Source organism: Aquimarina penaris, assembly GCF_040786285.1.
Taxonomy (GTDB): Bacteria; Bacteroidota; Bacteroidia; order Flavobacteriales; family Flavobacteriaceae; genus Aquimarina.
Window position 1 is genome coordinate 939,927 of the sequence record NZ_JBFMKQ010000001.1, and the last position, 18,354, is coordinate 958,280.

Here is an 18,354-nt window from a genome sequence, read left to right on the forward strand (position 1 = left end):
CAACCCTTAAATAGAATGAATAATTATCTAAATTAATATGCATAAAATTTTAAAATTTCAAACTGCCCTAGTCCTTCTATTTATCTCCAATATTTTTGGACAAGAGTATTTTGAAGGGGAATTACAATATAAAATAGAATATGAACCTCTTAACAAAAATATTCCTGTAAGCTATTTGGAAAAAGAAATGGGAAAATCGTTTTCTGCGTATGTGCAAGAAGATCGATATATAATGATTTATCATGCTACTGGTGAACTTGGATGGATGAAAATAATGGTTATGCTAAATGAAGGATATACATATACCGAATTTGAAAATTCCGACACCATTACTAAAGTTAAGTTTGCTAATGAAAAAGATAAACTTATTGAATTCAAAAGAAATTCAGATGATAAGAGAGAGATTCTGAATGAAATGTGTGAATCTATAACTATTAATTATCAACCAACCGATTCAGATTCTTTTTTTCAAATATTCAGAGGGAAATATTATTTCAACCCTAAGTATAAACTAAATGACAAATTATATGAAAACTATACTGATGGATTTTGGAATCTTTATGTAAATGAGTCTAAATCTATTAGTATTAGGAACGAAACAGAATTTTACCCCATCTTTAAAACAATTCAAGAAGTAACTTCTATTACAGAAAAGGAAATCCTTGATGAGATGTTTGAGCTCAATAAATCCAAAATTATATTTGAAAAGGAATGATTGCATGATTATTGACCTAACTTTGTTTGTTCAAAGCCTATTTTAGTCAACATTTAATCTATATAGAGGTTGATGTAGTATCAAACCAGTAGAGTTTTGAGCATCATTAGACATAAAAAGAAACGATGGGGTATAAAAAAACCGATAGCACAGCTATCGGTTTTTGATTTTTTAAAGGATTTTTAGAAAAGTAAGAAGGAGATATAAGCTTTTATGAGCAGATTAAATTAGAATGTTCTGGCATTCCTAACAGAGAGGTGATAGTTTCTATTTGTTTTGGGGTGTAGCATCGTGAGCGATATTCTCCTATTTGTTTTTCAAAAGGTTTGATCCAGTTTGCAAAAGTTTTGTCTGTTACGCTGTAGGCTTGGGCAAGTGTCTTTTTGGATGTTGATTTGTACTTCATTGGCTTCTTGTATTAAAGGATTACTATTTAGGTGGATAAAAGATATTTTGTTTTAGCCATTTTATACGCTCGGCTTTGCGTTGTTGTTTTGCCGTCATTTTTTTTGGTGCTCTACGAATCTCCATAGATTTTAAATCCTTTTCAAGCTTTTGAAAAAGTTTTAATTGCTCGTCTTTAGACAGAGATTCTACAATGGGAAATATTGCTTCGGCTACCAATAGTTGATTTTGCTTTTTTGGTTGTTTAGTTCAAAATTTTCAACATTTCTAGCAAACGGGGTATAGAAATGCAATTTTATTGAATTTAAAAGGCTTTAAAATCTTTTTAAGTTCATTTTTTTGTATCTTTGATCAGATTTGATTGCAAAAATAGTTTAAAATATTGAACTTTTAAAATAATTTTGATGATAACTCGAATCTAAAAACACAATATTTTGAACTTTAAATAGTTGAGTTCGAAATTTTAACTTTTATAGAATGGACTTACAGAAAATCAAAGAGATAGCCGATCAAAAAGGTAAGCTAATCAAGGATTTAATAGAAGAAACAGGAATTAAGAAGGGAACTCTTTTCAATTACATGAAAGGCAAAACCCCTATAACGCTAGAGGCATTCTTAAATATATCAAACGTTTTGGAAGTGCCTCCTTTGGAATTATTAGCATTAGTTCAAAATATTGAACTTGACAATGATGCTGCTCAAATGATCCAGAATATCGAATCCAAAAGTGATGCTACACCCATCAACCCTATAAATGCTAATGTAATGATGATTCCTTTGGTGAATCAATATGCCTATGCAGGGTATTTAAATGGATTTGAGGATGATATTTATATAGGTGAGTTACCCAAAATGCCGTATTTGGCCGATAGAGAATATAAGGGCAACTATTTATTCTTTGAGGTAAAAGGTGACTCCATGGATAATGCGAGTTATGAAAGCTACCTTGAAAGTGATCTTATTCTTTGCCGTGAGGTACGACAAGACTTTTGGAGTAGTAAATTACATATTGACAAATGGGATTTTGTGATTGTTCACAAAACTGAAGGCATTCTTTTAAAGAGAATTGTAAATCATGATGTAGAGAAAGGAAAACTTACCCTCCACTCTTTAAATGATTATTATGAGGATTTTGAAGTACACTTAAAAGATGTGGCTAAGATTTTTAATGTGGTTGATGTTAGGAGGCATAGGAATAGGAGGTAGTGTGTTTTGTATAAAAGAGAGGCCATAAGAAGTATATATTTTATAGATTTAGTTATCAAATCCATGGTTTATGGAAAGTAATGAAGATAAAATCAAAGTACCGCGTTTTAAAGAATCCGAAGGATTTTATACTACTGCGCAGAGAAGTGCCCATATGTCAAAAATTAAAAGTAAAAACACAAAACCCGAGTTGTCACTTAGGAAGGAGCTTTTTAGACAGGGAGTAAGATTTAGAATAGATTATAAAGGGTTGCCGGGAAAACCAGATATTTCAAATAAATCAAAAAAGTTTGTAGTGTTTATTGATGGTGAGTTCTGGCATGGTCATAATTGGGAAGAGAAAAAAAAGAAAATAAAGTCTAATAGAAATTTCTGGATACCTAAAATTGAAAGAAATATGCAAAGGGATAAAGAAAACAATTTTAGACTTAAAAAAATGGGATTTAAGGTTTTTCGATTTTGGGAGCATGAAATCAAAAAAGATATAGAAAAATGTGTTTCTGAAGTTGTTGAATATATCCAAAACTTAAATTAATCTTTCGAATTCTGGGCTTCTTATATCCAAAACAAAGCTAGACTTTGCATTACCTTTAGTATCATTTTTTCTTTGTATATATTCATGTAAAGGTGCTTTTTTAAGTAATGGTATTAAGTTTTTAAACTCAATTCTCCACACACCATTAATATATTTAACTTCTTTAGTATAATTTTCCATGACAAATTTTATGGAATGCCATTCTATCCAAAAATATATGACAATGTCCCTATATTTTCGGTAATATCTTATAGCATCTTTCCTGTTGAAAACTACTGCAAAAGTTGAATCAATACTGTATTTAGTACTGGCTTTAAAAAAAGGAGTGTTTTGGGTTTTTAAATCTGCCAACCCCCCACCAGAAAGAATTAAGTCAGGGGCATAAGGATTAGAAACCTTATCAGGATTGATTTTAAGGGATAATTGACGTCCAAATTTTTTTACAAAGACTTCTTCTATAGCTTCTCCGTCCTTGCACCATTGTTTTTTAGCCTGTAGATCTTGATGGTTTATCTCATTACCGTCTTTGTCATATTGTTTATAATTCATAGTGCGGAAATTAATCTGTCATTGGAATTTAAGTATTTGACTAAGTATTCCTCTAAAAGATAAGAATATTTTAATTTAGCAATAATTAACCAACAACAATAACATGGCAAATAAATATGTAAACTTTGTATCTGATGAACATTTAATAAGATGTATTTCTAATTTATACAGCTCTTATGTAAGGGCTAAGCAGAATATTAATAAAACCAAGTTTTACAAAAATAAAATTGACACAATTAAACTTACTTTTGATTCTAAGTTCAATGGAACGGATGAAGAGACTATTATAAAAACTGAAATCATGAGACAAATAGATAAATCAATTAATAATTCTATTGGTACGTTTCATGAAGAAGTTTTAGGAGGAATTGATGGTTATGAAATAGGAAATTTAAGTGGTTTCGATATTAAGGCTGAAGACGATACGTTGTTTGCTGATATTAAAAATAAGCATAATACAATGAATAGTAGTTCTGCGGAAAGCTTATTTCAAAAACTGGCCAAATATGCAGATAATTATAAAGAAGCCAAATGCTATTGGGTACAAGTTTTAGCAAAAAGTAGCTTTAATGAAAAATGGTTTTCAGAAATTAACGGAAAAGAGTATAGTCATAGTCGAGTATATAAGGTTTCTGGAGATCAATTTTATGCACTTCTTACGGGAGAAGATGATGCTCTTTTCGAACTTTATAAGTGTTTACCTAAAGCTATTTCGGATTTTCTTAAAGAAAATGAAGAAAATATTGCGTCAAATAAATCTGCTCTCTCTGAAATAAAACAAAAGACCGAAGAAACAGAAAGGAGTATTTTAGACCAAATCACATTTGAAAACTATAGTTACTACTTAGGTTTTGAGAATTTATAATATTGATTAAGGAATTTTATAATAGAGTAACCTATCTCTCTTCCTAAATTCACAGGAACGGCATTTCCTATTTGTTTATATTGTTGTGCAATAGAGCCTTCGAACTTCCATTTATCAGGAAAAGTTTGAATTCTAGCATATTCCCTAACTGTAAAAGGACGTGTTTCTTCCGGGTGACAACGTTCAGTTTGCTTTTGTGCTGGGCTACATGTAAGTGTTAAGGAGGGTTCATCCCACCCTATTCTTCTTGCCATTCCAGTTTTGCCACCTCCTAAATAGAAGCTACCTCCCATATATTCCTTTTGAATTTCAACTGGTAAATCTCTCCAATATCCTTTTGGAGGTACTAAATCCAGTATTTCTTTCTTTCTTTGGGGATATTTTGCCCCATCAGACTTAGGTACTTTAGTATTAAATAATTCTCCTTTCTTTAAGGCATCTTTTAGGTTGTATATTTTTTTAGAGGGTTTTGGATATTCATAATCAATACCAATATCTTTTCTTATACCAACTAATATTAACCTTTCTCTTTTTTGGGGTACTTTGTAGTTAATAGCTTTAAGAACTTGTACAGGCATTGCTCTATAACCTATTTCATCCAAAATTGAAATCATTCCTTCTAAGGTCTTGCCATTATCATGACTCAATAATCCTCTAACATTTTCTCCAATACAAATAGGAGGGTTAACTTGTTTTACAGCTTTTGCGAACTCGTAAAATAAAGTTCCTCTTGCATCTTTAAACCCTAGTTTTTTTCCTGCATAACTAAATGCTTGACAAGGGAACCCCCCTGTTACAACATCCACTTTCCCATTATACTCTGAAAAATCAAAAGATTTAATATCCCCTTCAAGTACTTTCCAATTAGGTCTGTTTTTACGTAATGTTTGACAAGCCCATTTATCTATTTCGTTTAGGGCAACACATTTTAAGCCGGATTTTTCAAGACCAATGGCCAAACCTCCAGCTCCTGCAAATAATTCTAAAACACTGTAGTCTTTTTGAGGTTCTACGCGATTTGAAATTTCTTCATCAATATCTTTATCTAAGAAGCCTTTAAGTAATTCTTGAATTCTTTCTTTCTTGTAAATCCTATAACCGCTTACGGGTTCTCTATCAGCTTTCAGCTTACCCTCTTTATCCCATCTTCTTAGGGTTTCCTTACTTTTCCCTATTAAATCAGATGCTTCGGACAATGTAAAATAATTATCTATAACCATATTGTTCAACCTTGTGCAGTGGTTACAAATATATTTATAAAAATGAAAGAAGCAAATTCTAACTTAAAAAGAATTCAAAGGGAATGGATAAGTAAATAAGATTAAATAAGTTAGATACAAAATTAAAAAAATAAATCTGTTTGAAATACAATTAATGAATTAAGAATACTAATTAAAAAGTGAAATATTAAATCAGTTTTCAAAGAAAAAGATAAAAATAAACTAGTTTTGATGTATTATTTAACAAGCATTTTTGTTGATTTTTTATCGGTTGTAACGAATACTATACCGAATACAGAAGTGGTAAAAACACCACTTTTTGAGATTGTAAGATATTGACGATCAGTTTTAAAAAAACAACCCCCGGGTAACTACTCCCGGGGGTCTTAATTGAAACTTAGTAGTAGTATTTAACACAAACTCAACTTATACTAATTATGATTGTTTCAATTTTATTGTTTATTGCGATCAGATTGTATGTCGCGAATATAAGCGGTATCTCTCTAATATTTTAGTGTTTTTTAGATGTTAATTCATATTTAATAATCCCATAACGCCCTAGTAAAATCACTGTGTTTAACTCATTGAAAATCAATTTACACTTCATTTTTCGGGGAATTTTTGGTTTTTTAACACCATATTCTCAGCGCTTTTACGCCAAAATTGGCAACAGAGGTGTTATTTTATTGTAAACTCATCAAAATTTATACCAAATAATGATTAACTCGTCTTTATTATTGAAATAAAATATCCCTTTAATATCCCCCGAGAAAATATTTCCCCGGGGGAATAAAATTGAAATAAACTACACGTTATCTAAACTCAACATAAATACAAAATAACGATGATGTTTCAATTGTAAGGTTTTCTTATTGTACTGTTACATTAAAATCTACTTCGATATCGGTTTCTCCTCCAAAATCATCTCTTGTGTTTCCGGTTTTTGAAGTAGGTTCATGAATTAAAAAAGTTTTTATAACTCCGGTGGCTGCATCACCTGCCGACCAATCTGTCGAGATATTAATAGCTATATTATTAGTATCTATGGTGTCATCTGAAGCATTATCAAATGTCAATCCACTTACTGTGGTTTGATAAAAAACGAAATGCTCATCTTTTTCGGCGATTACTTCTTCTGTTATATCTTCTACATCATTCGGATTTGATTCATCTAAAAATTGTATTTTGATATTATAAGAAGTATTAGCTTTTAAGGTTACATCATCTTGACTGGATTCGGTCCACTCGTACTCTTGTACTGTAGTAGTACCCGATTCAGTAACGCTTAATTTTACGGTTGTGATGGTTTCTTCTTCATTAATTACTATAGGATTGTCATCATCATCACTACATGAAGTTAACATAGAAACGACAAAAATGATGCTTAATAGTTTAAGAATTCCTTTTTTCATTGCATTAAAATTTAAAATTTATATTAAGTGTAAAGTTTCTTCCAATGTTGTCTGCGTAAAAACGCTGTCGGTTTAGATAATCTCTATATGAGACGTCAAGTAGGTTTGTTATGCTTGCTCCTACAACAAGGTCTTTGGGATTCCATATTTCAAATGCATAGGATCCAGAAAGGTCAAAAAGGCTATATCCAGACGGAGGCTCTGAAATAAGTACTTGCTCTGTTACTTCTACATTATTTCGAATAAAACTTGTTTCAAAGTCATTATCAGGAAACCTATTTTGTTTCAATACAGAAGTATTAGTTAATCGTATATTCCAATTTTCTTTATCGTATACAAGTTGAGATCTAAAATTAGGTGCAGGCATGTTGATTAATGCTTCATTGGCATTGGTATCCTGACCATAGATATAAGAAAATCCAGTGCTAAATTTTAATGTTTTAGTAATATCCAGACCATAATCTATATCAATACCATAAAGTATTGCATTGGTCTGTCTGTACTCCCAAATCGGAAAAGACCCCCGTATCGTAAAATCTACTCCTGTAGGTTCTAGTAATATAAAATTATCGATAAGACTTAGGTAAGGAGATACTTTTAAGTTTCCTAAGTCAAACATGTTTTCATGCTCGCTGGTTAAAGAAAATTTCAACGCACTTTCTTGATCAAACCGAAGATCACCTAATTCAATTATTGCTGCACTGTGGTGTAGACCATCACTAAATAATTCTACCGGATTAGGAGCGCGATTGGCATATGATACATTAAATAAAATCGAGTTTTTGTTACCATAGGTATAATTAATTCCTGCAGATGCTGATAGTGCATTATAATCAAAATTAGGATTGGTTAGCCATTGATCTCCTTCATCGGCAATGATAAGGTCTGCGAACTCTATAGTATACCCTCGATCATTCCAAAATTCTTTTTCATAGAATTTTTTAGCATCTATATTTACAAAATCATATCGAATACCTGCATCAGCAGTAATAGTAGTACTAATGTCAAATTCTGTAATAGCAAAAATTCCTGCACTTGTTTTTTTATAATCCGGGATTAATCGTCTTACTCCTGTATCTGCATTTGGTGTGTTAGTTTGATATGCGAGTTGAAAGCCAATGTTCTTTTTAAAACTATCGTTGGCATCAAATAAAAAAGATCCTTCTAAACCATGGGTTAACAGTTCTAAATCCAGGCTTGGTTTATCCCGATCATCCCCTCTTCTAATATCAAATTCTTTCCTGTTGTTATATTGAAAAGAATATTGAAGATTTAATTTTCCAAGGTTTTTGAAACGATTATAAAATTTCAGCTTTGCTAAATGATGTTGTGTTTCTTGTTTAGGAGCATTAATATCGTAGGTAAAATCATTAATAATTAAAGGCTGATCATTATTAATAGCTCTAACTAAATCACCAACATTACCAATGTGTGATGATCGCAATATACCTTGAGTAGCATTATAAAAACTATAATACCCTTCAAAGCCATATAAAAAGTTGTTATATCCATATGTCGTTGAGAAACTTTGTTCTCTATGGCCAGTATTACTTAGTATATAATCAGGTGCTTCACTATCTCCAAAGTATTTGACCGTTCCTTGTACTTTGGCTCCCCATCCATTTTTAAACCCAATATTAAGAGCAGTGTTTGCACTACCTCCTCTGCCATTAGTGCTACCGGCCAATTGGGTATTTCCAAAAATGGTATCTCGTAAGCTTGTTAATTTGTTTTCGGCAATAATTACTCCACCAATTGCATTTCCTCCATATTGAAGCGCGCCTGCACCTTTAATGACTCTAAGCTCATTAAACGCGTTAATATCTATATTTGGAGCATGTTCTTCGCCCCACTCCTGATCCTCTTGCCGAACACCGTTATTTAAAATTACGATCCTACTACTATGTAATCCCTGGATCACTGGTTTAACAATGGTATTCCCAGATGTTAGGGTATTGACCCCAGAAATTTCTTTTAATGCATCCCCAATAGATAAACTACTGTACAGTTCTAATTGTTTGCGATTCAGTTTTTCTTCAGTTTGACTGTTGGTTGTTTTACGTTGAGAAGAAGATGCCACATCCACCTGATCTAAATCCGTATAATGATGTTCTAAGTAAAAATCTTGTGTATTTACTTTAGAGACATCAATAGTAACCACCTGCGAATTACAATCTTCGTGTGAGATTGTAAATGCATATGATATTGCACATAAATTAGTAATGGTATAGTTACCTTCTGTATCTGTAACAATCATTTGATCGTTGAATGTAATTTTAGCGCCTTTTAGAGGGACTCCATCATGAAAATCAATTACCTTTCCGGTAAGTGTCTTATTGCACTCTTGTGCTAATGAAAAAGTTACTCCTAAAAGATACACTGTAATTAAAGCGAATCTTTTCATTGAAAAATAGAATAATCTAGTATAATGTAATAATACTAGTGTAGGGACTGGTTATAAAAAAACAAATTGTAATTAAGCCGTAGGAGGGGCTTTATTTTGAAGTGAGTAGTTTATCTGAGAATCAAAATAGTTTTGTTCATAATTGCTTCGAACAATATCTGCAGGAATTGAAATTATACAGGGAGTTTTTACGATCTCTGTACCTAAAAATCCATCATCTTGTTTCTCAGAAGAAAGTAAACATATCTGGCAATCTGCATCACCAGAATCATGGCTCAGCATATGTATATCTGCCAATTGTAATATACAAAACATGGCAAGAAATATAGAAGCTATGATATGTCTGTTTGACTTCATGATAACAAATAAACAAAAAAAAAGGAGAAAAATTATGTTATGACCTATTCTTTAGTGTTAAAGTATTGCAAATTCGATAGATTTTTGTGTTATTGCATTAAGATCTTCGGATAAATTTATGTCCTCCCAAGGATGTTTTGCCCCAAATACATGATTTGCACCTTCTATTAAAAATAATTCACTTTCGAGATTCCACTGATGAAGATTTTCTGCTTCTTTTAGATTAACTGTTGGATCGTCTGTGCCATGAATGATCAAATGGGGGATATCGACATGTTTTACTGCTTTAGAAATCGTTAACCGTTCTTCATTTTCGATAAATGAAGTATAAAACTGGAAATAATGTGGCATTTGTTGCTTAGTTCTTCCATTTTCAATGAAATAAACGCCATCTTTTTTCCATGTTTTGAAATCCTCTCCTATTGGGAATCGGTTTTTGTAATCTGAAACCCCAGCCCAGGTGATCAGTTTGGTTATTCTACTGTCTTCTGCAGCTTTAATGGTTGCAATACCACCCCCACGAGAATGACCAATCAATACGATTTTGTTGCTGTCAATTTGATCTTTAAATTGAAAATCACTGGAAGTAATCCAATCCAAAACCGTTTCGAGATCGTCTAATTCTTTGATAAAATTATTGTTCCCAAAAGCTTCAAGATCTGGAAAATCTATAGGTCGCTCTGCGGTTCCTCCGTTATGCGAAAAATTAAATTTCATAAAGAAAAACCCTGCATTAGCAAAGGCTTCTGCCACCAGGTCCCAGGCACCCCAATCTTTAAACCCTTTATAACCATGACAAAAAATTACAATGGGTTTTCGTTTCTGATTTTTAGAATAAAAAACATCTGTTAGAATGGGTTTTTGGTGCCGTCCTTTGAGGATTATATTTTTATTGATGGTGATCATGATTATACTTCTTTTTCTATAAACGGAGTTTGAATACTATAAATTTCAAGGATTAATTGTTTTAATTGTAATATATATTGCTCAAACACTTCATGGGTAATTTCATGTTTAGCTTTACCTCTAACAGACTCTTTTGTTCCGAATTGAAGAAACCCTTCTTTAAGGTTTTTAAATGAAATTATACCTGCAAGGAGAGATGTTGAATTTGGGTTTTCATTATACTGCATATAGGCATAAGCCAAGACTTGAATTACTTTACTGTATTTATAATCTTGGGTAATTACATCCCAATCCATAATAACGACATCGCTACGGGATACTCTTCCTGTTTTGTAATCTACGACTCTTAATTGACCATTTAGCTCATCTATGCGATCTACTTTTCCTTTGATATGTATGGGAAAATCAAGCTCAGGGATATGTATTTGAGTTTTAAGGTTACTTTCTATAGCTAAAATTTTTAGCTGAGCTCCACTTCTCACTAATTTTTCTTCAGATTTTAGAAAATTTTGAATATAACGTTTGGCAACTTCAAAAATCAAAAGATTCTTGCCTTGTGTGATATCTAATGTTGAATATTCTTTTTTGAACTGATATCGAATTTCAGAATCTATCTGAGTACTCATTTTCTTAAGTACATCGATAGTTAGAAAAGTATTTTCTAAGGGTTTATAGAATGTTTCTAGGGTATTATGGATTACTGTTCCTAAGGTGTTAGCGGCAATAGTTTCTTCAACCGTATCCGTTTCTTTGATTCCTAATACATATTTGTAATAGAAATCAATTGGATTCCTAATATAGGTGGTTAAAGCCGATGGTGATAATCCGTGAGCACCTAGTTCTTTTAGTTTTGATACAACATCTTTATTTTTCTTAATGTGTAAGAGCTTACTTTTTAATTGTGGTACCTCTGAGGAAACCGTATATTTTTCTAAGATATGATTGGGTCTCTTATCGATATCTAATTGTAGTAGAAATCTACTTTTTTCTCCTCCGCCTACTCCTTCATTTTCGGTGTTGTAAATTAAATATACATTTTTTGCTCTTTGTATTAGACGATAAAAATGATACGTATAGATAGCATCTTTTTCTTTATAAGTGGGTAGGTTGTAGGCTCTTTTTAAATCATAGGGTATAAAAGAATTTATACTTTTGCCAGCTGGTAAAACGCCTTCGTTTACAGATGATATAATAACTGTTTCAAAATCTAAACAACGGGACTCCAACATTCCCATGAGTTGTAATCCACTAAAAGGCTGACCAGAAAAATCTAAAGTTTCGGTCATTAAAATATCTTTATACAACCTATGTAGGGTTGCTAAACTATTTAGATATTGATAAGTACTGTGCAGTGTGAAAAGTTTATTAAAAATCACATGAAAATGATATACATACTCTAGTTCTAATGCGTTTTTCTCTTTGTCAATACTTTGCTTAAGCAGGTGTATTATCTTACTACAGTTGTTTAATGCCGTAGTTGTATTTTTCCAAGCTTCAAAGACTAACCTAAGTACTTCTTTTTCTTTTTCTGTCGCATGTTCTTGTAGTTTTTCTAACGTTAAAAAGACTCTGTTTTCTCTAGATATTGTAGTAATTAACGTAGTTGATGTAACACCAAGTAATCGATGCGCAGGAAGACTATGTAATACCTCTAGTACTGATTTATAATATAATCCTTTAGGGTTGGGATTTTTATGAAGGCTAAATAGTTGTTCGAAAAAGGATGCTAAAGGAACTTCTTTTAGAGGAAGTCCCATAGTTATATTTAGCGATTCTACTGTATTGGGTAAAGAATGAAGTATGGGTTGCAATAATGTTTCATCTGCTAACACTAAAGCCGTTTTCTGCATTTCTTTCTGTGGAATAGATGTTAGGATTTTACCAATAAATTTTGCTTGTCCGATATTTTTAGGAACCCCAATAAGCTTTATGTTTTTTTGCTTAGAAAAATTGTCTTTAATCCATTGAAATGGTTTTGTTTTATAATACTCCCACTGATTTTTATAGGTTCTTAAGAACAGAGAAGCCTCATGATAAGGGTTGTCTATAAAAAACTGATCTGAATCCCAAAAAGCAATACCTATTCCAGCCTCTAAAAGTGATTGAAAAATTAATTGTTCGGCATTATTTAAGGCATTAAACCCTACTAAGACATGTTTTCGCTTTTCGCTTTTTATGTAGGATTGTATATCCTCTGCTGCTTTTCTGTATAACAGCCCCTGATACCCTATTTTTTTGCTTAGAAGTCTATTTTTAAAATTTGTATAATACTCTAGTAAGCTTTCCCAAAATGTAATATAATTTTTGACGAGATCTGTCTTCTCTTTTTGTAAATACCAATGATTTAAATCTTGTATGCCCGATAGATATGCAAAAAAGGGTTTATGATCTATACAATATCTATCGATTTCATTAAAATCATAGATTAGAGTTTGAGCCCAATTACTAAACGTTTCGAAATCTTCTTTTTCTAGATGAGGATATGTATTTAGGTAGGTTTCATAAAATTCGAACAATGTCTGAACATTGTCTACTTGTTGTAATCCCGATATTTGAGTGATAAATTCTTCTATACTAAGTATTACTGGGGCAAAAAGCGTTTGATTGGGATATAGCTCTAAAAGCTCTTTCTTAAGAAAAAGGCCCGCTCTTTTACTAGGAACCAGAAAAATTAGATCACTAATATTTTCTGCCTTATCATCTAACTCTATTAATACTTCTTTTAGAAAACTTTTCAAGCGTTTAAAATCTAATAATCATTAATGTTTAATGATTGTTCTACTTTCTAAAAATAAAAAACGTCCCGATATTATCGGGACGTTTTTAGTATTTATTGTTGAGGGTTAACTTATTCTTTCACTAAGTTAATCTCTACACGTCTGTTTTTAGCTCTACCAGCTCTATTTTTGTTAGTAGCGATTGGTCTATCTTCTCCGTAACCAACAGCAGATAATCTAAACTGATCTACACCGTTTTCAGTTAAGTACGTCTTAACAGCATTAGCTCTAGAGTCAGATAATCTCTGGTTAAGTTTTGCACTACCAGCACTATCAGTATGACCTTCTACAGTAAACTTAGCAGTAGGGTACTCTTTTAAGATTGCGATGATATCACCAAGTACCTTGCTAGATGCTTCTTTGATACTAGATTTACCAGAATCAAATAATACTTGTGCAGCATACTCATTAAGAGTTTTTTGTACTTCTTCAGTTACTTCTGGACAACCATTGTTAGCAACAGTTCCGGCAACATCAGGACAGTTATCGTCTTTATCTAATACACCGTCACCATCTTTATCTTGGTAAGGACATCCGTTGTTAGCAGCAGGTCCAGCTTCATTAGGACACTCATCTTTAGCGTCAGTGATTCCGTCACCATCAGCATCAGGACATCCATTAAGTGCTGGCAATCCAGCTACAGTAGGACACTCATCTTTAGGATCAGCAACACCGTCACCATCAGTATCAGGACATCCGTTAAATTCTGCAGTACCTGCAGTATCAGGACAGTCATCTTTAGCATCAGTGATTCCGTCACCGTCAGTATCAGGACATCCGTTGAATTCCTTTAAACCAGGAACATCTGGACATTCATCATCTTTGTCATATATACCATCACCATCAGTATCTTTACCTCCGAATGCGAAAGTAAGTCCAGCAGAGTGTTGGAAATGAGTAGGAGGATAGTTGTTTACTTCGTAGTCTTCGAACACATGCTTGTATGTTGTTTGAAGGTTAAATGCAAGATTTTCGGTCATCCAAAGGTTAATTCCTAAAGAACCGTTTAATGTTCCAGTACCTACTTCGTCAACCCAAGTATATCCACCACCAATACCTAAGTAAGGGTCAAACCAACCTGTTTTAAGCACGTTTTTAAGGCTATACCCAATTGTACCATCTGCAGCATAATACGATAAGTCATCTGCGGCAACTTGAGTTCCGTCAGGAAGCTCTCCTGCATTCTCTATTTTGTTAACCGACCCAGAAACTGTAAAAGTAAAACCATCACCAATATATCTACCTACAGATAATTTGGAAACAGATGGAAGGATATTCCAGTGGTCATTAGCATTAAAAAATTCGTCGAAAATTTCTCCCTGAGTAATAAGGTCTCCCCCAGTAGGAAAGATGTCAACGGCATTAATGCCTATAGAAACCGCCCAAGGATTGTTCTCATCTTGTGCATTCGCTGTACTAAGTCCCAGTACAAATAACGAAGCCGCTAAAAATCTGCTAAGATGTTTCATATTCAATAATTTAATTTTTAAGTGTTAATTAGAGCAAATGTAATATGTTAAACATAACTGTCAAAGACAAATCTAATAAAATTTTCTTAACAGGCCAGTAAATATCGCTGTTTTCAGGGGTCTTAAAGTTTTTTCATGTAGCTTTTTAAACCCAAAAAAATAGATGATTGTGACTGCTTCAGAGAAAAATTATAGTATTTATCTCAACAATTATGGTACAATTATAAGATAAAAATACCTTTTATCCTTAAAATTCTTTTAGTAATTGTGAAAATGATTAATTATTCATATATATTTTAACGTAATATTTTCGTTAAAATAAATCAGGATTTTATCCTGTATGGTGTGTCCCATATCGTTAAGAATATCGGCATATTCTTGTATCTGTTTTGTGTGTAAAGCACTATTACTGCCAGTTTTATAGTCTATTATAGTGATGTTACTGTTTTTGTCAATGACCACTCTATCGGGTCTAAATAACCTTCCGTTAGACATAATATCTCTTTCATTATAGACCGTATTACCCATAGAATAATATTGAAAAAGTTGTGGATGTTCAACCACACTTTTTATTTCGTTAGCAAGTATTTCTTTTTCTGAAACCGTAATTTCTCCAGATATAAGAGCTTCATCAAGTACTATCTGTACATCGTTATGCGTATATATTGAAGCCATAAGATCATGCATTATGTTTCCTTTTTCTATAGCACTTTTTTGAGCAGTATCCCATAATTTACCCGAATGGGTTATAATATGCACACTATATTTTTTTGATGAATCATCAAATTGTGAAAGCTTTATAACATTTTCTTTGAGTGATGTATCAGATCTTGTGATTTCGGGTCTTGCCGAGGAGCCAAATGTATATTCGGTTTTTTCGGGATTCCATTGATCTAAATGCTTTAGGTAATTGATTAATTTCCCTGAAAACTTATTTGGATTACTTTCACCTTTCGAATTTAATTCTAATTTAGAGATGATGTATAGCTGTTCTATGGCTCTCGTTAATGCTACATATAAAAGATTAAATTTATCTAGTTCTAATTGCGCTTGCTTGTTTATAACAATACTTTCGGCATCATTATTATATTCTGATATCGTCTTATTATAGTTAATAAAAACTTCTTCAAAACCATTATAATTCTCTTTATCAATGGATAACCATGTCTTAGGATCTATCTCTTCGTATATGTCGATATTAGCATATGGATAAATCACACAAGTATACTCTAACCCTTTGGCTTTGTGAATTGTAATGATCTGAATAGCTCCTTCGGTATTAGGAGCAACAATGCTTAACTTTTCTTTTTTGGTATTCCAATAGGAAAGAAAACCTAGGATATTTCCTGTATGTTTTTGTGTGTACCCAAATACTTCATCTAAAAAAAACTGTATATATGCCGGAGTGGTATGGGCAAGTTTAAAGCTACTAATAATATATTCTATAGCATCATAGAGTGGTTTTGTTGCTAATGTAGTAAGACTAAAATCAATGCTAAAGTCTTTCAATGCTAATGAAAATGTTTTCTGATCGGCAAAAATCATTTTTTGTAGAAATGAATGTTGCTCATGGATAGAGAACCGATCTGCCAGAAAATGCAACATATTGGTTTTTGCTAGTAGGTCTTCTGGTTGTGCATACCAAGTGATTAAGTCTATAATAAATGCTACCTCTGGAGCATTTTTAATCAACAGAGTTTCTGATGAAATTATAGAAAGTCCTTTCTCGCTAAGAAAATCAGCAATCACGGCCCCTTCTCTTTGCTTTCTTACCAGAATACAAATTTCGTTTAAATGATATCCTTTTTCTGTAAGCTCTATGATGGTTTCATAAACTTTATGTGGATAAATTTCATGTTCTTCGGCTACATTTTTTGCATTGATGAATGATAGATTAATATATCCACCCTTTTTGGAATTCACTTCTTGTTGATTACCGGCACGATAGAGTTCCTGATGCTTTTGGTTACTAAAATCATGAGATAAAAAAGTAAACAGATTATTATTAAATGCAACTATTTCCTCATGACTGCGATAATTTCGCGGTAGATTTAGCACTTGCTTCTGCTTCACAGAAAAAGGATTTTTATCCAAAGATAAGTTGATAAATTGTTCGGCTTTTCCTCCTCGCCATCTATAAATTGCTTGTTTTGCATCACCAACAATGGTGAGTTGACCTTTTTTTCCAGTTAAGGTTTCTGTAGCCATCGCATTGTCAATAAGTGGTACTAAGTTATTCCATTGCAATTCTGAAGTATCCTGAAACTCATCAATAAAGTAATCTCTGTATCGTTCTCCTAATCTTTCATAAATAAAAGGTGCAGGTTGATCCTGAACGGCATTACTTATAATGGTATTAAACTCAGAAATCAATAAAATTCTTCTTTCTTTTTTGATTTCGACCAATTCTTTGTTAATCGCGTTGAGTACAGAAAGAGGTGTTAGGTTTTTTATAATATTCTGAAAGAACTGTATTTGGGTTATTTCATTTTTAGTAGCTAGAAATGTCTCTTCTATTAATGGCCTAATTGTATCTATTAGTTCTTTTTTGTAATCCTCCAACGTTTTATTATAAAAAGCCGTAGTTTCTATTTCTTGAGTCCATTTAGCTCTTTTGAAATTGATCTGAGTTTCTCCGTTTATTAATTTTTGAAAGTGTTTAGTAATATACCCACCTTTAAAATCAGTCTCGGTAAGCCCTTTGCTATCAATCAATTCAAGTATCGTGTTTGACCTTGACATAATGAATATCTTGCTTTCGGTGATTTTTTGAGAAATAGTAAGATGTAACTGTTCAAAATCCTTTATACTCTTGCTTGAAAGTTTATTAACATGTTCTCTGTCGTTTTCGCTAAATAAAAGCTTTGCAACTTTATTTAATTCTATAGTTATGTCCCAGCTTTTATCTTCTTCAAGCTTGCTAATTGCAAAATCAACGATTAGTTTAGTAATTTCCTGATCTAAACCAATTTTTGCCACCAGGGCATCAACTGCCTCTTCGATGAGTACCTCGGTATCCATTTCGATTTCAAAATTCATAGGAATTCCTAAATCGTGCGCAAAGGTTCTAATCACTCTATGTGTAAAGGTGTCGATAGTAACGATATCAAAAGAAGCATAGTTGTGTAGAATACTTCTTAGAACCCTAAGCGCTTTTTGCTTTAATTTTGGCTCGGGTATTTTAGTCTCTATGACCAGTTCGTTTAATAAGTCCTGATATTTTGAAGGCGTACTGGGTTTGCTAATAGCAACTAAGTTCTCTATAACTCTAGTTTTCATTTCGGCAACCGCCTTATTCGTAAAGGTAATTGCCAAAATATTTTTGTAGGCATCTTTAAACTCTCCTTCTAATAAAGTAATTAAGTATGCTTTTACCAGGGTATATGTTTTTCCTGCCCCTGCAGCAGCACTATATATGGTAAAAGCGGTATGAGAATTCAAATTATTTTTTTACTAAAATACTAAAAGCTGTCATTTTTATGGCATTTAGAGATATAAATAAAACCAATGGAAAGCCCATTCAACGCCCACACT

The 18,354-nt window shown here is 32.4% G+C and carries 15 protein-coding genes; 4 read left to right on the forward strand and 11 right to left on the reverse strand.

What is annotated here, in order from left to right; all coding sequences use genetic code 11:
• The first annotated feature begins 37 nt into the window (after positions 1 to 37).
• Positions 38 to 715, forward strand: coding sequence for a hypothetical protein (locus ABW637_RS03730; RefSeq protein WP_367583290.1), 678 nt, complete (start codon positions 38 to 40; stop codon positions 713 to 715).
• 211 nt (positions 716 to 926) lie between these two features.
• On the opposite strand, the gene ABW637_RS03735 is transcribed toward ABW637_RS03730, so the two are convergent.
• Positions 927 to 1,121 carry a hypothetical protein gene (locus ABW637_RS03735; protein ID WP_367583291.1) on the reverse strand — a complete coding sequence of 65 codons (195 nt, stop codon included), beginning with the start codon at positions 1,119 to 1,121 and terminating at the stop codon, positions 927 to 929.
• Positions 1,122 to 1,144: 23 nt separating this feature from the next.
• Positions 1,145 to 1,339 (reverse strand): hypothetical protein, encoded by a 195-nt coding sequence (locus ABW637_RS03740; protein ID WP_367583292.1) that lies wholly within the window; start codon positions 1,337 to 1,339, stop codon positions 1,145 to 1,147.
• 258 nt (positions 1,340 to 1,597) lie between these two features.
• Between ABW637_RS03740 and ABW637_RS03745 the strand changes: the two genes are divergently transcribed.
• Both ABW637_RS03745 and ABW637_RS03750 read left to right on the forward strand, forming a co-directional pair.
• The gene (locus tag ABW637_RS03745; RefSeq protein ID WP_367583293.1) at positions 1,598 to 2,326 is read left to right on the forward strand and encodes a LexA family transcriptional regulator; all 729 of its coding nucleotides are present in this window, start codon (positions 1,598 to 1,600) and stop codon (positions 2,324 to 2,326) included.
• 70 nt (positions 2,327 to 2,396) lie between these two features.
• Positions 2,397 to 2,861 carry a very short patch repair endonuclease gene (locus ABW637_RS03750; protein WP_367583294.1) on the forward strand — a complete coding sequence of 155 codons (465 nt, stop codon included), beginning with the start codon at positions 2,397 to 2,399 and terminating at the stop codon, positions 2,859 to 2,861.
• Here ABW637_RS03750 and ABW637_RS03755 read toward each other — a convergent pair.
• A complete protein-coding gene (locus tag ABW637_RS03755; RefSeq protein ID WP_367583295.1) occupies positions 2,853 to 3,410 on the reverse strand; it encodes a hypothetical protein in 558 nt (185 codons plus the stop codon). The genes ABW637_RS03750 and ABW637_RS03755 overlap by 9 nt on opposite strands.
• Before the next feature lie 103 nt (positions 3,411 to 3,513).
• Between ABW637_RS03755 and ABW637_RS03760 the strand changes: the two genes are divergently transcribed.
• Positions 3,514 to 4,275: an Eco47II family restriction endonuclease gene (locus tag ABW637_RS03760; protein WP_367583296.1), complete on the forward strand. Its 762-nt coding sequence runs from the start codon at positions 3,514 to 3,516 to the stop codon at positions 4,273 to 4,275.
• Here ABW637_RS03760 and dcm read toward each other — a convergent pair.
• The 8 genes from dcm to ABW637_RS03800 form a co-directional block, all read right to left on the reverse strand.
• Complete coding sequence (dcm, locus tag ABW637_RS03765) at positions 4,251 to 5,495, reverse strand: DNA (cytosine-5-)-methyltransferase (RefSeq protein WP_367583297.1); 1,245 nt, start codon at positions 5,493 to 5,495, stop codon at positions 4,251 to 4,253. The genes ABW637_RS03760 and dcm overlap by 25 nt on opposite strands.
• 869 nt (positions 5,496 to 6,364) lie before the next feature.
• Positions 6,365 to 6,907, reverse strand: coding sequence for a type 1 periplasmic binding fold superfamily protein (locus tag ABW637_RS03770; protein ID WP_367583298.1), 543 nt, complete (start codon positions 6,905 to 6,907; stop codon positions 6,365 to 6,367).
• Positions 6,908 to 6,911: 4 nt separating this feature from the next.
• On the reverse strand, positions 6,912 to 9,311 hold the full coding sequence (locus tag ABW637_RS03775) for a TonB-dependent receptor (protein ID WP_367583299.1): 2,400 nt from the start codon (positions 9,309 to 9,311) through the stop codon (positions 6,912 to 6,914).
• Positions 9,312 to 9,383: 72 nt separating this feature from the next.
• Positions 9,384 to 9,668, reverse strand: a complete 285-nt coding sequence (locus tag ABW637_RS03780) for a hypothetical protein (RefSeq protein ID WP_367583300.1) — start codon at positions 9,666 to 9,668, stop codon at positions 9,384 to 9,386.
• A 57-nt stretch (positions 9,669 to 9,725) separates the two neighbouring features.
• Positions 9,726 to 10,571, reverse strand: coding sequence for an alpha/beta hydrolase family protein (locus ABW637_RS03785; RefSeq protein ID WP_367584451.1), 846 nt, complete (start codon positions 10,569 to 10,571; stop codon positions 9,726 to 9,728).
• Between the two features lie 5 nt (positions 10,572 to 10,576).
• Positions 10,577 to 13,312: a PD-(D/E)XK nuclease family protein gene (locus tag ABW637_RS03790; RefSeq protein WP_367583301.1), complete on the reverse strand. Its 2,736-nt coding sequence runs from the start codon at positions 13,310 to 13,312 to the stop codon at positions 10,577 to 10,579.
• A 110-nt stretch (positions 13,313 to 13,422) separates the two neighbouring features.
• Positions 13,423 to 14,820, reverse strand: a complete 1,398-nt coding sequence (locus ABW637_RS03795; protein WP_367583302.1) for an OmpA family protein — start codon at positions 14,818 to 14,820, stop codon at positions 13,423 to 13,425.
• A 285-nt stretch (positions 14,821 to 15,105) separates the two neighbouring features.
• On the reverse strand, positions 15,106 to 18,261 hold the full coding sequence (locus ABW637_RS03800; protein WP_367583303.1) for a UvrD-helicase domain-containing protein: 3,156 nt from the start codon (positions 18,259 to 18,261) through the stop codon (positions 15,106 to 15,108).
• Positions 18,262 to 18,354 lie beyond the last annotated feature (93 nt).

What these genes read in the sequence shown, in the direction of transcription:
- ABW637_RS03750 (WP_367583294.1), top strand. Translation starts at nt 2,397, where the DNA reads ATGGAAAGTAATGAAGATAAAATCAAAGTACCGCGTTTTAAAGAATCC.
- ABW637_RS03755 (WP_367583295.1), bottom strand. Translation starts at nt 3,410, where the DNA reads ATGAATTATAAACAATATGACAAAGACGGTAATGAGATAAACCATCAA.
- ABW637_RS03775 (WP_367583299.1), bottom strand. Translation starts at nt 9,311, where the DNA reads ATGAAAAGATTCGCTTTAATTACAGTGTATCTTTTAGGAGTAACTTTT.
- ABW637_RS03760 (WP_367583296.1), top strand. Translation starts at nt 3,514, where the DNA reads ATGGCAAATAAATATGTAAACTTTGTATCTGATGAACATTTAATAAGA.
- ABW637_RS03745 (WP_367583293.1), top strand. Translation starts at nt 1,598, where the DNA reads ATGGACTTACAGAAAATCAAAGAGATAGCCGATCAAAAAGGTAAGCTA.
- dcm (WP_367583297.1), bottom strand. Translation starts at nt 5,495, where the DNA reads ATGGTTATAGATAATTATTTTACATTGTCCGAAGCATCTGATTTAATA.
- ABW637_RS03780 (WP_367583300.1), bottom strand. Translation starts at nt 9,668, where the DNA reads ATGAAGTCAAACAGACATATCATAGCTTCTATATTTCTTGCCATGTTT.
- ABW637_RS03730 (WP_367583290.1), top strand. Translation starts at nt 38, where the DNA reads ATGCATAAAATTTTAAAATTTCAAACTGCCCTAGTCCTTCTATTTATC.
- ABW637_RS03770 (WP_367583298.1), bottom strand. Translation starts at nt 6,907, where the DNA reads ATGAAAAAAGGAATTCTTAAACTATTAAGCATCATTTTTGTCGTTTCT.
- ABW637_RS03795 (WP_367583302.1), bottom strand. Translation starts at nt 14,820, where the DNA reads ATGAAACATCTTAGCAGATTTTTAGCGGCTTCGTTATTTGTACTGGGA.
- ABW637_RS03735 (WP_367583291.1), bottom strand. Translation starts at nt 1,121, where the DNA reads ATGAAGTACAAATCAACATCCAAAAAGACACTTGCCCAAGCCTACAGC.